Origin of the sequence: Metalysinibacillus jejuensis (assembly GCF_003057615.1) — a bacterium.
GTDB classification, from domain to species: domain Bacteria; phylum Bacillota; class Bacilli; order Bacillales_A; family Planococcaceae; genus Metalysinibacillus; species Metalysinibacillus jejuensis.
The window spans coordinates 31807-45900 of record NZ_QAFW01000002.1; the positions used below are offsets into that span (position 1 = coordinate 31807).

A 14094-nucleotide genomic window follows, 5' to 3' on the forward strand; every position below is an offset into this window, starting at 1 on the left:
TGAATGGAAAAAGTGAGCTTTTTTAAATCCGTACACGTTAAAGTTGTGCTGATTTATATTCTACTTATTTTATTAGCCTTACAAATTATCGGTCTATATTTTTCAAAAGGACTTGAGGAAAATTTAAAAACCAACTTTAAAGAATCGATTGAGCAACGATCTGAACTTGTGCAGTACAACATTCGTGAAGAGATTTTAAAAGAGCGCGATGAAAGCATGCCAAAATTAGAAAATGCATTAAGTCCAATTTTACGGGAATTTGCGACAGATGATATTTTACGCGTGCAAGTTATTGATGAGCATAATCAAATTATTGCTACCTCTGAAGGTAATAATCAAAGCATGGTAGGTCAACGTACAACGGTTGACCTTGTTCGTCGTGCCATTTCATTAGAAGCTCGCTCTGAGACGATTTCATTAGATAAACAAACGAATAATCGCATTTGGGTGTTAGTAAAGCCTATTCGAGAAGGTGTTGGTCCTAACGGTGAAGCCGGTGATGTGATTGGCGCCATTTATATTGAGGCTGATATTGAGAAAGTATTTAAGCAATTAAGTGAAATTAATGGGATTTTTGCTTTAGGTACAGCGATGTCTCTCGGTATTACGATTATTTTAGGGATTTTAATTGCGCGTACAATTACACGACCGATTTCCGATATGCGTAAACAGGCACAAGCCATGTCACGCGGCAACTTCTCGCGTAAAGTGCGTGTGTATGGCTCGGATGAAATTGGCCAATTAGCGATTGCTTTTAATCATTTAACGAATCGTCTGCAAGAATCGCAAGCGACGACTGAGTCAGAACGTCGTAAGCTAACCTCCGTTATGAGTAATATGACAGATGGTGTTATTGCAACTGATCGCAAAGGAAATATCGTCTTAATTAATGAGCCAGCTTTACAGCTCCTATCTTCTTCTTTTGAAGAAACAATAGGGCGCCCTATTACAACCGTTCTCGGTATTGAACAAGACTATGATTATACATTTGAAGATTTACTCAATATGAAAGAGCCACTTAATCTTGATTTTAGTAAAGACGATGCACCGTATATTTTACGTGCGATGTTTTCAGTCACGCAAAAAGAAACAGGCTTTATTAATGGATTAATTGCTGTATTACATGATATTACGGAGCAGGAAAAAATCGATATGGAGCGCCGGGAGTTTGTAGCAAATGTGTCCCATGAGTTGCGCACACCATTAACTACAATGCGTAGCTATTTAGAGGCATTAGCAGAAGGTGCATGGAAAGACGAAAATATTGCACCTACATTTTTAGAAGTGACACAAACAGAAACAGAACGTATGATACGCCTTGTTAATGATTTATTGCAGCTATCAAGTATGGATAGCCAAGACTACGAACTCAATAAAGAGTGTGTAATTTTCAATAAGTTTTTCAATCGTATTATTGATCGTTTTGAAATGTCAAAATCACAAAATGTAACGTTTACACGTCTCATACCAGAGAAGTCGTATTATGTTGATATTGATACGGATAAATTAACGCAAGTTATTGATAATATCATCTCTAACGCAATGAAATATTCACCAGACGGCGGAAATATTCGCTTCGGTTTAATTGAAGAAGATACGATGTTAAAGGTGATGATTGCAGATGATGGTATGGGTATACCTAAGGAAAATGTAGACCGTATTTTTGATCGCTTTTATCGGGTTGACCGCGCTAGAGCACGATCAATGGGTGGAACCGGGCTAGGATTAGCGATTGCCCGTGAAATGATAGAAGCACATGGTGGTAAAATTTGGGCGGAAAGTGATGAAGGTCAAGGTACGACGATTTTCTTCACATTGCCGTATGATACACAAATTTTTGATGAGGATGGTGAATGGGCGTGATTAAGTATATCGAGCATGTAAAATCTATCGTCTTATTTTTGCTCGTCATATCGAGCGTCATTCTCACCTTTGTGATTTGGACCTATACGCCTGACTATAAATCTATCGAACAAACGACTAACAACACTACTGTAATTGGTACGAAAAAAAATATCGAAAGTGTAGTAAAGCCTTACCGTATGTTGTACTACCAAAATGATGAATTTACAGGTACAACTTTACCGAAGTATATGGATAGTGCGCTAAGCTCTTTTAGGAACTGGAAAGACATTGAAATTGAACGTGCACCTGATATTACACCGATGCGTTTAAATGAACTAAAGCGTGAGAATAATCGTGTAACAATTGATTTTGCAGGTGCTGTGCCTTTTGGTAGTTTCAATAAAATTTTTATTGGTTCAGATAATGAATTACCCGAAACAACTTTTCAAAGTATTATTATCGATTGGAAGAGCTACAAAGAAAATCGGCTACAACTATTTTTCATTAGTGCCGGTCAAACTGTTGTTTACCGCGGTGTGGTGACGTTAACAGACGGTAACGCATTTTATACAAGCGTTGTAGAAGGGGCACATAAACTACCTGTATACCGGGAAATTGAGCGTACGGCGAGCCGTTCCTTATATGTGCCTGAAAAGCCGATAAGAGCTTTGCAATATACGTATTATATTGATGAAGTTTCGACAGAGGCGTTTAAAAATATTTTGTTTACAAAGCCAAGTATTGTACAGCGTAATGGTGATGATTCGAGCCATCAAAAATATACAGACGGTATGGGATTAATGACGCTTGATGCCAATCGCAAATCGCTCAACTTTGTTTATCCAGCTGCAGGAACACGTGCATTAATAAGTGCTACGGATTTATTAGACCGAAGCTTTGAGTTTATTAATGAGCATGGTGGTATGACTGCTGATTATCGTCTAACATCAGTAGCGCCTGAGACGAGCCGCGTCGACTACCAACTCTTTATGCAAGGAAATCCTGTGTTTAGCGAGGATATTGCGACGACGATTTCTACAACATGGGGACAAAAACGCATTTTCCGCTATAATCGTCCGTACTATAAATTAGATAAAGATTTTACGTCAGAAGACGATGTAATGACATTAGAAGATGGTCCATCTATGGTGCAACATATTCAACAATATAAAGGAATTTTATTTTCAGATATTGAAGAACTACTCGTTGGTTACCATTTAACACGTGATGAGCATAAAAAAATCTTTATCTTAACACCATCTTGGTACGTAAAAGTGCATGATGATTGGTTGCGTGTGGCACATGATGAAGTAGGGGGCGATTTTATTGGATTGGAGTAAAACCAAAACCATTTTTATACTCGTCTTTCTTATTATGAATGTGTTTTTATACTCGCTTTATTTAGACCGTTACCAAGAGGCTCAAAATGTAGAAGAGCTCGGTGAAAAATCGATAGAGACACGCTTAAAGGATGATAAAATTACACACCCTGTCTTTTCTAACTCGCCTAATGCGATTTCATATATTTCAGCAGAAATTTTAAATTTTAAAGAAGCTAACTTAACATTAACGAATCAAGACTTTTATTTTTATAACAATGATACGAGGTTGCATAGCACATTAATCAAGCCTGTAAAACTACGCAATGTAAAAGATAATGATAGCTTCCGTGAGTTTGTATCAGAAAGCGTTTATAAAGGTACGGATTACGCCTTATGGGAAATTAATCGTGATGAACGTAAGGCGACTTTTTTCCAGCGTGTGAAAGACCGTACGATTTATTATAATGAACATGGTTTACTAGAAGTGTATTGGAATGAGCGTAACGAAGTAACACGTTACGAACAAACGCTACTTAAAAACATTCAGAGCTTAGAACAGAGTGATAATGTTATGCCAGAATCACAAGTCGTACGCGCACTGTATGATAGAGGTTTACTGCGCCCTGAGACGACAATTGTGCATATGAAGCTAGGTTATTCCACATTAGTGCCTTTAACAGAAACACAAGTATTTGTGCCGACATGGGAAGTGCGTTTACAATTGCCTGATGATACGATTGAAACATATTTTGTAAATAATAGCGTAGAAGGAAAAGTAGTAGATTTAACTTCTTCACGTGAAGAAACGAAAGAGACAGACTTAGAAGAAAAGGATTAGGAAGAGTGATACAATGCGATTTAGTGTATTAGCAAGTGGCAGCACAGGCAATGCGGTTTATGTTGAAAATGATACGCATGCCTTTATTGTCGATGCAGGATTAAGTGGCAAGCGCATGGAAGCATTATTTGATAAAATTGATCGCGAAGCAAAAAAGCTAAGTGGTATTTTAGTGACGCACGAGCATAGCGACCATATTAAAGGTGTAGGTATTTTAGCGCGCCGCTATAAAGTACCTGTGTATGCCAACGCAAAAACATGGGATGCGATGTTACCTAATATAGGCGACATTCCTTCCGATCTTCGCTTTCACTTTGATATGGAGGCTGTAAAAACATTTGGTTCAATAGATATTCAATCGTTTGCGGTATCACACGATGCAGTTGACCCGATGTTCTATACTTTCCATGAAGGTGATCGAAAATTAGCAGTCATTACAGACACAGGCTATGTGAGTGACCGCATGAAGGGTATTATTAATTGCGCGGATGCCTATGTGTTTGAAAGTAATCATGATGTAGGTATGCTACAAATGTGTGGCTATCCTTGGTCTACGAAACGTCGCATTTTAAGCGATGTTGGGCATGTGTCTAATGAAGATGCAGCGGTAGCGATGAGCGAGGTAGTAGCTGAGAAACCTACACAAATCTATTTGTCTCATTTAAGTAAAGATAACAATATGAAGGATTTAGCACGTATGAGTGTAGCTCAAACGTTACAATCTCAAGGTGTCATCGTAGGTGAGTATGTTCACTTACATGATACCGATGCTAATGAACCAACCTTACTTGTAGAAGTATAAAAAAATTCGCCTCGTGCGAATTTTTTTATTATATTTTCATCGAATTTTAATGTTAAATGGGTATGATACAACTAGAACGTTGATAACAGAGAGGAAGATGACAATGTATGAGCAACCAACACCACAACCACCAATGAAACATAAAGGTAATTCCCTAGGTTATTTTTTAATGGGGCTTTTCGGTGTAATGGTAGGCGCTTTACTCGTTTGGTTTATCGTTGGGCCTAAGCCTCAAACAGATAGCGCGACAACACCTAGTAACGTAACTACGCAACAAGTGGCTACTGATGTCACAACAGACGCTACGGATGCTGTGGGAAAGGTGTCAAAAGCAGTTGTTGGTATAACAAACATTCAAAAAGTAGCTGATTTTTGGTCACAGCAAACAGGTGAACAAGAAGCTGGATCAGGCTCGGGTGTTATTTATAAAATTGAAGATGGTAAGGCATTTATCGTAACAAATTACCACGTCATCGAAAATGCCGAACGTTTAGAAGTAACATTAGACGAGGGTAGTAAACGTGAGGCTGAGTTATTAGGTGGCGATATGTGGACAGATTTAGCTGTCATTGCAATTGACGCAAAAGATATTACGACAGTAGCGCAGTTCGGTGATTCAGATTCATTAAAGCAAGGTGAGCCTGTTTTAGCTATCGGTAACCCATTAGGTTTAGACTTTTACGGCTCAGTAACACAAGGTGTTGTGTCAGGTGTGGACCGTACGATGCCAATTGATTTTAACAAAGATGGTATAGCTGACTGGGAACAAGAAGTACTACAAACAGATGCAGCGATTAACCCTGGTAATAGCGGTGGTGCATTAGTAAACATTAAAGGTGATGTAATCGGCATCAACTCAATGAAAATTGCAGTCGCAAAAGTAGAAGGACTAGGATTTGCGATTCCGATTAACGCGGCGATTCCAATTATTGAAGAGCTTGAACAACGTGGTGAAGTACAGCGCCCAGTGCTTGGTGTATCATTAACGGACTTAACGAATGTCCCAGCCTTTTATCAACAACAAACATTACAAATTCCAAAAGAAATTACCACGGGTGTAGTCATTACAGATATTGTACGAGGTTCAGCAGCGGCAGAAGCAGGAGCTAAACAATATGATGTTATTGTAGAGATGGACGGCGAAAAAATCGAAAGTGCTTCTGATTTACGCAAACATTTATACAATAAGAAAAAAATTGGGGATGAGTTAACAATGAAAGTGTATCGCCAAGGTAAGTTAGTCGAGCTACAAGCAAAATTAGTCGACGATAAAACATTGTAAGAGAAGGGGCCTCGGCTCCTTCTTTTTTCGTGCTACAATACAAGTACATTGATAGAAAAGAGGAACGATTATGCAAAAATTTAGCTGTAAGGAACATATTGGCTACGCATTAGATATGTTTGTAGCCGAACAAAAAGACTTCCCTATTATGGATGAGTTACCAACAGATGTGGATGAATTATGTGAATATTGTGAGGAAAAAGCAGCTTATATAGTATCAAGTAAATAACTTTACACAATATGTTGTGGAAATGTGGATAACTTCTGTGGATAAGTTTTCAGAAAGGACTAAACAAATATGAATATTACTATAATAACCGTCGGCAAATTGAAAGAAAAATATTTAAAAATGGGTATCGACGAATACGCCAAACGCCTCGGTGCTTACGCTAAACTTAATCTTGTCGAAGTACCAGACGAAAAAGCACCAGAACAATTAAGTGAAGCGGAAATGGCACAAGTCAAAAAGAAAGAAGGCGAGCGCATCCTCGCCAAAATTTCGGACGATATGTATGTCTATGCCCTTGCTATTGACGGCAAAATGAAAACGTCAGAACAAATGGCAACAGACCTCAACAACCTTATGACATACGGCAAAAGCAAAGTAGCCTTCGTTATTGGTGGCTCTCTCGGCTTACACGAAGACGTGTTGCGCCGTGCCAACGAGCAACAATCCTTTGGCAAAATGACGCTCCCCCACCAACTCATGAAGCTCGTACTCATCGAACAAATCTACCGCAGCTTTCGTATTATTAAAGGCGAACCGTATCACAAATGATGGTAAAGCAGAGAAGTGAATTTACGGTAGAAGGAAATACATTAAGTACAATATTACAAACGGGAAAGTGAGAATGTAATATAGATGTTCTTATAATGTTTCTACAATAGAATTTAGGGGGATATGCGATGCAAAATGGAACAAATATTTTGATTTACCAAACAGAAGAAGGTAATACAAAAATAGACGTTCGCTTGGAAAATGAAACGGTCTGGATGACGCAAAAGGCAATTGCGGAACTTTATCAAAAAGGTATTAATACGATAAATGAACATATAAAGAATATCTATGCAGAAGGTGAATTACAGGAGTCGGCAACTATTCGGAAAAACCGAATAGTTCAAACTGAAGGTAAACGTGAAGTTGAACGTGAAGTATCTTTTTATAACCTTGAAATGATTTTAGCAATCGGTTACCGCGTTCGCTCTCACCGTGGTACACAATTTCGCCAATGGGCTACTGAGCGGTTAAATGAATACTTAGTTAAGGGATTCACAATGGATGATGAACGCTTGAAAGAGATGCGTAATTTTGGACAAGATTATTTTGATGAATTACTTGAGCGAATTCGTGATATTCGTACCTCGGAAAAAAGGTTCTATCAAAAGATTACAGATATTTATGCAACTTCTGTTGATTATGATTCAAAAGCAGAAATTACACAGGGATTTTTTGCTACTGTTCAAAATAAATTACACTTTGCTATTCATGGTCAAACAGCGGCTGAATTGATAGCCGCTAGAGCAAAGGCAGATAAAGAAAATATGGGCCTCACTTCGTGGAAAGGTGACAAAGTACGAAAAGGGGATGTAACAGTCGCAAAAAATTATTTATCTGAAAAAGAACTTAAATCTTTGAATCGTATTGTGACAATGTACTTAGATTATGCGGAGGATCAAGCCGAAAGACAGCAACCTATGCATATGAGTGATTGGATCGACAAATTGAATGCCTTTCTTCAATTTAATGGTCGAGAAATTCTTGAAAATGCTGGGAAAGTTTCAAAGGCAGTTGCTGACCAATTAGCCACTCAAGAGTATGAAAAATATAATCAAAATAGAATTATTAACAAATCAAATGATGATTTTGAGCGTTTTATTGAAAATAATAACCTCAAAAAATAAGTTTGCCTAAAAAATTTTAGTAGCACGGGAAGATAGGTTAATTTACCAAGATATACGGAGAACCGTATCATAAGTAAGCATGGCTTACTACGCTAATTTTATAAATTATTAATGTCGTCACTATCTAGTAAATTACTTAAGTAGTTTTTTGCAAAGTAGAGAAGTGGAAATTTCTACTTTTGCAAGAAAGTTAAAAAATCATAAATCCTTGTGCGGTTAATGCATTTAAGCCTCCTCCAATGTTATGATATGGAATAGATAATTAGTTGAGGAGGAAAGCGTGCAATGAAAAAGATTTCGATGATGCTGTTGCTTACGGCGATGGTACTTGTACTTGCGGCTTGCAGCAGTGATAAAAAGGCAGCGCCAAAGGAAGAAGCGGCGACAAGCTATGCTGATGAAGTGAAAGAAAACCCGATTGTGACGATCACAATGGAAGACGACAAAAAAATTGTTGTTGAGTTAGAGCCAAAGGTAGCACCTAATACAGTAGCTAACTTTGTATCATTAGTTGAGGATGGTTTTTATGATGGTTTAATCTTCCACCGTGTGATCCCTGGCTTTATGATTCAAGGTGGCGACCCTGATGGTACAGGTGGCGGCGGTCCAGGCTATGCGATTGCGGGCGAGTTTGCGAGCAATGGCTTTGACAATGAGTTAAAACACGAGGCTGGTGTTATTTCGATGGCACGTACAGGAGATCCTAACTCAGCAGGCTCACAGTTCTTCATTATGACAGATGCTTCACCACATTTAGACGGTGAGTATGCGGCATTTGGTAAAGTAATCGAAGGTTTAGAAGTGGCACAAGAGATTGTGGCGGTTGACCGTGACGAAATGGATAAACCAACAGTTGAACAAAAAATGAAAAAGGTAGAGGTAGATACAAAAGGTTTTGACTACCCTGCACCTGTAAAACAATAAAAAAACTTATCCACAAGAGCTAATTTGTGGATAAGTTTTTTGTTTTATGTCGATAGCTTAACGCAAGCATCATAGAAGGCACTGTACAGCTAATCATACCTAAAAACGCGTACCGTGGCTCGATTTCATATAAATAGCCGCCAAGCATTGTAAGGAGTGCTGTGCTCCAACTAAGCGCAAGCGCAGAGTAAATGCCTTGTGCTTTCGAAATAGCAGCTTGTGGTACCTCATTAATAAGAAATTTCATAAATGCATAATGTCCCATCGCGAAAGATAGGGCGTGCAAGGTTTGAGCTATACAAAATATAACGAGCGTTGGTGAAATAAAAATCAATAACCAGCGTACAGTAGAGCCAAGTGCTGCGATAGCTAGCAAACTACCGATAGAAATCGTCCGCAGTAGACGGTCTGCCACACTAAAGAAAATAATTTCTGCTATAACGGCAATGTTAATAATGAGCCCAATTGCTGAAGCAGGTGCACCGATATGCTGTAAGAAAATATAACCATAGTTATAATAAACCGCGTGCGCAGCTTGGAGTAAAATAACAATGGCCAGTATGAGTAAAAAAGATCGATTATTTAACAATGTTTTAATGCTACCACTTGATTCACTACGTGGTGGTGGACTAGTTAAAACAGCCGGTGAGGGACGTAATGTGAGTATCGTAAATAATAAAGTGGTGAAAAGCAATGCCCAAAAAATTGCAGTTTCGCCTAAACTCGCTGTAAATAAAGTTAATGTCATACCTGCTACAACAAAGCCAATTGACCCCCAAGAGCGACTTTTGCCGTAGTTAGGTAGCTGTTTATGTTGAGCGAGTAAACCCGCAACACTATCTAAAGCGGGCATTAATGCAGGATAAAATAAGTGCAGTAGTAATGTAACGAGCAATAACGCTGTAAAACTAGTAGCAGGAATATAGCTGATCAAGGCGATAAAAGAACCGATAGCCATAATGCGTAATAATGTCTGGTTGCTAAGGCGTTCTGCTGCAAATGGAAATACAAGTAAAGTTGACACGCCACGCATTAACAGACCAGCGCTCATAATAATACTAGCTTCACCAATTGAGATTGATTTAACATTAATTAACCAGCCTGTCCAATAGGGAAGAAAAATCCCCCACGTCATAAAAAATACAAAAAACTTAGCGCTCATCCAACGTTGTACATTCATAGTTGAAGCCTCCTTGTTTGTGCATCATATCATCGAATGGATTAATAAAACTATGCATTTTAAGTTATTTTTTTAGAAAAACGTAAACTTAAACAGAGGGTAAAAATGTTAAGTGCACGTTAATGCTCGTTCATTCCTAAAATCGCCTTACTTGTGAAGTTGTGGGCGTAATTTACGCAAAAATTTGTACTTAATAGTAAAATAGAGATAGCTAATCCTACGAAAATAATAGAATTAGCGAAATTTCTAGAAAAAAAGTAGCGTAAATTTTTTTTACAAAGCTTTACAATATAATAGTAGATATTTTAATACGCAAGTAATTATGGTACAATATTAAGCGTTTAGTGACTTACAAATTGATAAGGAAAAATGTGCGTACATTGCGGCTTAGTAAGCGGTGATTGACTAAGAAGTAGGCGCTCACATTCTTTCTGAAAATCTTACAAATAAGGATGGTAAAAATGAGTAACAGTAAAATGAAAAAAGACGTTATCTTAATTGGTGCCGGCATCATGAGCGCAACTCTTGGAACAATCTTAAAAGAGTTAGACCCGACGATTACTATTAAAGTGTTTGAAAAGCTTGATAAAGCAGGCGAAGAGAGCTCAAATGAGTGGAATAACGCTGGTACAGGTCACGCAGCATTATGTGAACTGAACTACACAACAGAAAAAGCTGATGGTTCAATCGACATTACTAAAGCAATTAATGTTAACGAACAGTTCCAATTATCACGTCAATTTTGGTCATACTTAATTGAAAACGGTTTATTACAAAACCCACAAGATTTCATTATGCCTATTCCACACATGAGTATGGTACAAGGCGCCGACAACGTAGAGTTTCTTAAAAAGCGTTTTGCAGCATTAATCGACAATCCATTATTTGAAGGTATGGAGTTCTCTGAAGATGAAGAAACATTAAAAGAGTGGATTCCTGTTATTATGGAAGGTCGTACATCACCTGAACCAATCGCAGCAACTAAAATTGACATCGGTACAGATGTTAACTTTGGTGCATTAACACGCATGTTATTTGATAACTTAGAAAAACAAGGTGTAGAAGTACATTACAACCACACAGTAAAAGACGTTAAGCGTACAAATGATGGCCGTTGGGAAGTTAAAGTACAAGCAGATGGCAAATTAGCTTACCATACCGCTGATTTTACATTCCTAGGTGCTGGTGGCGGTAGCTTACACTTACTACAAAAAACAGGTATCCCTGAATCAAAACATATCGGTGGCTTCCCTGTAAGTGGTTTATTCTTAGTTTGTAATAATCAAGAAGTAGTAGAAAAACACCATGCAAAAGTGTATGGTAAAGCAGCAGTAGGTGCGCCACCAATGTCGGTGCCACACTTAGATACACGTTATATTGATGGTAAAAAATCATTATTATTCGGACCATTCGCTGGTTTCTCACCGAAGTTCTTAAAAACGGGTTCTAATATGGATTTAATTAGCTCTGTTAAACCGAACAACGTATTTACGATGTTAGCAGCAGGCGCTAAAGAAATGTCTTTAACGAAGTATTTAATCCAACAATTAATGTTATCTAAAGATCAACGTATTGAAGAATTACGTGATTTCATTCCAACAGCTAAAGCTGAAGATTGGGATGTTGTAGTAGCTGGTCAACGTGTACAAGTTATTAAAGATACAGAAAAAGGCGGAAAAGGTACATTGCAATTTGGTACTGAAGTTGTTACATCTCAAGATGGCTCTGTAGCCGCTCTACTAGGTGCATCTCCAGGTGCTTCTACAGCTGTTAAAGTAATGCTTGATATCGTTGAAACATGCTTCCCAGCACAATACGAAGCATGGCAACCAAAAATTAAAGAGATGGTACCATCTTATGGTCAAAAGTTAATGGATAACCGCGAATTATTCAAAGAAATCCATGCATCAACAGCAAAATCACTAGGTTTAGAAAACTAATATATTAGAGCTAGCGCAATCTGACTACTGTTAGGTTGCGCTTTTTTTGTAACAAAAAAGCCGAAAGCAATTGCTTTCAGCTTAGTGTTATTTAAAAAGTGGTGTGTTTTTTAAGACAACACATACAGGAATTGCAATGACGAGGCCGACAACGTTTTGTACGATGTCGCCTGGAATAGAAGCAAGAGGTAAAATCCAGCTATCAAATAATACACGTTCGCAAATATAGTAACCTGCAAGCATCGGTGGTATTGAAACAATTGTTGCGAGTAAGTTATAGCCAAAGCTTTTACCTTTACGTCCATTAGACCAAGCGATTTTACCTACAATATAACCTTGTAAGCCACGCGTAACGAAAGTGAAAGGTGCCCAAAGTGTCCAGCCAGACACTAAATCAAATAGTCCCATGCCGACAGCGCCTGCAATCGCTCCTTTTTTAGGACCAAATAAAATAGATGCAATAAATAGTAAAGCGGTTCCGAGGTGAATTAATCCACCGTTAGCCGCGATAGGTAATTTAATATTGAGCATCAGTGTAGCAACAAACACCATTGCAATTAACATAGCAGTAATTGTAATGTCGAGTACACTACTGTTTCCTTGTGTTTTATTAAATGTAGTAGAGTTCATCTTTTTTCCGCCTTTATGTTTTTGCTAACAATACCAAACAATTGAACTGTTTAAAAGTGTCAAAGTTAGCTAAAATGAAGGGGTCAGTTAGTTATTGGGCAAATACGATTGGCCATTCCTCTTGTTTTGCTAAAAATGATTGAGCGAGGGAGATAGCACCTTCTAAGTTATGACTAGCTGCCCATCCACATTGCACTTCGTTGCAGGCCGGTACCGAAGTTGCTTTCGTTACTTCTTCAAACGTAGCAGCCAAAATACGTAACACGTCATCATAATCATTATGATTAATTAACGATAAATAAAAGCCAGTTTGGCAACCCATCGGTGAAAGATCGATAACTTTATCCGTATGGTTACGAATACGGTCAGCTGTTAAATGCTCTAATGAATGTAATGCTGGCATCTCCATATGTTCTTTATTAGGTTGCTTAAAGCGAATATCATATTTATATACTTCGTCACCGTTAGCGCCACGTTTAATATCCGCTAGGCGCACATAAGGAGCAACTACCTTCGTATGATCCAAGTCAAAACTTTCTACATTTGTTTTATCTTTTGCCATTTTATAAAACCTCCATAAAACATATTGAATTAGTATGGATTATCATAATACACTTAAAAAATAAAAGCAACCTAATTATTTGAAAATTAGGTTGCGAAGGATTAATGCTGCACGATGAAATGTAAGTGGCGTCCACAAGTGCGGTCTTCTCTATAAGAAAAGCCCGAGTCACTTTTAAACGTACATGTAGCATCTACGCTAATATTTTCGCTAGGGATGCCGGTTAACTCACATTGTTTTTTGACAACTTGTTGGTTATCAATATGATATTTTTTTGTAGCTGGATTAAAATACATCCATTCATCCGCGTATCCTAGTGTTTTAAACTTATGATAAACGTCTTCATCGACTTCAAATTTTTCTTGACTAAGGGCTGCGCCGATATGGATGTGTAAATTTTGTGGATTGCACCCTTCATCTTTAATGATAGTTTGAAACGTATGGCGGGCAATTTCTTTAACAGTACCTTGCCACCCTGAGTGAATGACGCCGATTAAAGATAGAGTAGGGTCATAAAAAACAATAGGTACACAGTCTGCGGTAAAGGTACATAATACAATATTTTTTTCACGCGTGTAGAGTGCATCGGTATCAGCGATAGCATCTTCAGCAGAAAAAGCACCACGGCCTTTTAGTGCGCTCGTAACTTTCACGACGTTTGCGCTATGCGTTTGATTGGCGCATACAAAGTGCGCTAATGGGATAGTTAACTCATCGGCTAAAGTTTGCCTATTATTTAAAACATCCTTAGCATTTTTAGCTACATGTAAAGCTGTATTATTGTTTTCTAATTGGTCAATATCTTTTTCGGTGAAGCCAGCGCGTAAGTTAGCACTGTTTTTATACCATTTCATAATATTCCTCCTT

At 38.0% G+C, this 14094-nt stretch carries 14 protein-coding genes; 10 read left to right on the forward strand and 4 right to left on the reverse strand.

The window, feature by feature from the left end; all coding sequences use genetic code 11:
* The first annotated feature begins 3 nt into the window (after positions 1 to 3).
* The 9 genes from walK to DDE80_RS01480 all read left to right on the forward strand — a co-directional run bounded on the left by walK (position 4) and on the right by DDE80_RS01480 (position 8915).
* Positions 4 to 1863: a cell wall metabolism sensor histidine kinase WalK gene (walK, locus tag DDE80_RS01440; protein WP_108305916.1), complete on the forward strand. Its 1860-nt coding sequence runs from the start codon at positions 4 to 6 to the stop codon at positions 1861 to 1863.
* Positions 1854 to 3185: a YycH family regulatory protein gene (locus DDE80_RS01445; protein ID WP_108305917.1), complete on the forward strand. Its 1332-nt coding sequence runs from the start codon at positions 1854 to 1856 to the stop codon at positions 3183 to 3185. The genes walK and DDE80_RS01445 overlap by 10 nt, the downstream gene beginning before the upstream one ends.
* Positions 3172 to 4005 carry a two-component system regulatory protein YycI gene (locus tag DDE80_RS01450; protein ID WP_108305918.1) on the forward strand — a complete coding sequence of 278 codons (834 nt, stop codon included), beginning with the start codon at positions 3172 to 3174 and terminating at the stop codon, positions 4003 to 4005. Before DDE80_RS01445 ends, DDE80_RS01450 begins: the two co-directional genes overlap by 14 nt.
* A 13-nt stretch (positions 4006 to 4018) precedes the next feature.
* Positions 4019 to 4807: an MBL fold metallo-hydrolase gene (locus DDE80_RS01455; RefSeq protein WP_108305919.1), complete on the forward strand. Its 789-nt coding sequence runs from the start codon at positions 4019 to 4021 to the stop codon at positions 4805 to 4807.
* 97 nt (positions 4808 to 4904) lie between these two features.
* Entirely contained in the window at positions 4905 to 6089 is a 1185-nt protein-coding gene (locus DDE80_RS01460; protein WP_108305920.1) for a S1C family serine protease, read from the forward strand.
* Positions 6090 to 6159: 70 nt separating this feature from the next.
* Positions 6160 to 6318 carry a CxxH/CxxC protein gene (locus DDE80_RS01465; RefSeq protein ID WP_036143843.1) on the forward strand — a complete coding sequence of 53 codons (159 nt, stop codon included), beginning with the start codon at positions 6160 to 6162 and terminating at the stop codon, positions 6316 to 6318.
* A 69-nt stretch (positions 6319 to 6387) separates the two neighbouring features.
* Positions 6388 to 6867, forward strand: coding sequence for a 23S rRNA (pseudouridine(1915)-N(3))-methyltransferase RlmH (rlmH, locus tag DDE80_RS01470; protein ID WP_036143845.1), 480 nt, complete (start codon positions 6388 to 6390; stop codon positions 6865 to 6867).
* Positions 6868 to 6995: 128 nt separating this feature from the next.
* Positions 6996 to 7991, forward strand: a complete 996-nt coding sequence (locus tag DDE80_RS01475; RefSeq protein ID WP_108305921.1) for a virulence RhuM family protein — start codon at positions 6996 to 6998, stop codon at positions 7989 to 7991.
* Between the two features lie 285 nt (positions 7992 to 8276).
* On the forward strand, positions 8277 to 8915 hold the full coding sequence (locus DDE80_RS01480; RefSeq protein WP_108305922.1) for a peptidylprolyl isomerase: 639 nt from the start codon (positions 8277 to 8279) through the stop codon (positions 8913 to 8915).
* A 19-nt stretch (positions 8916 to 8934) separates the two neighbouring features.
* Here DDE80_RS01480 and DDE80_RS01485 read toward each other — a convergent pair whose 3' ends face one another.
* Positions 8935 to 10095, reverse strand: coding sequence for an MFS transporter (locus DDE80_RS01485; protein ID WP_108305923.1), 1161 nt, complete (start codon positions 10093 to 10095; stop codon positions 8935 to 8937).
* A 437-nt stretch (positions 10096 to 10532) separates the two neighbouring features.
* On the opposite strand from DDE80_RS01485, the gene DDE80_RS01490 reads away from it, so the two are divergent.
* Positions 10533 to 12035, forward strand: coding sequence for a malate:quinone oxidoreductase (locus tag DDE80_RS01490; RefSeq protein ID WP_345788841.1), 1503 nt, complete (start codon positions 10533 to 10535; stop codon positions 12033 to 12035).
* Positions 12036 to 12122: 87 nt separating this feature from the next.
* On the opposite strand, the gene DDE80_RS01495 is transcribed toward DDE80_RS01490, so the two are convergent.
* The 3 genes from DDE80_RS01495 to pgeF form a co-directional block, all read right to left on the reverse strand.
* Positions 12123 to 12665: an ECF transporter S component gene (locus tag DDE80_RS01495; RefSeq protein ID WP_108305925.1), complete on the reverse strand. Its 543-nt coding sequence runs from the start codon at positions 12663 to 12665 to the stop codon at positions 12123 to 12125.
* A 91-nt stretch (positions 12666 to 12756) separates the two neighbouring features.
* Positions 12757 to 13227 carry an S-ribosylhomocysteine lyase gene (locus DDE80_RS01500; RefSeq protein WP_108305926.1) on the reverse strand — a complete coding sequence of 157 codons (471 nt, stop codon included), beginning with the start codon at positions 13225 to 13227 and terminating at the stop codon, positions 12757 to 12759.
* A gap of 101 nt (positions 13228 to 13328) precedes the next feature.
* On the reverse strand, positions 13329 to 14081 hold the full coding sequence (gene pgeF, locus DDE80_RS01505; protein ID WP_108305927.1) for a peptidoglycan editing factor PgeF: 753 nt from the start codon (positions 14079 to 14081) through the stop codon (positions 13329 to 13331).
* Between the last annotated feature and the right edge of the window lie 13 nt (positions 14082 to 14094).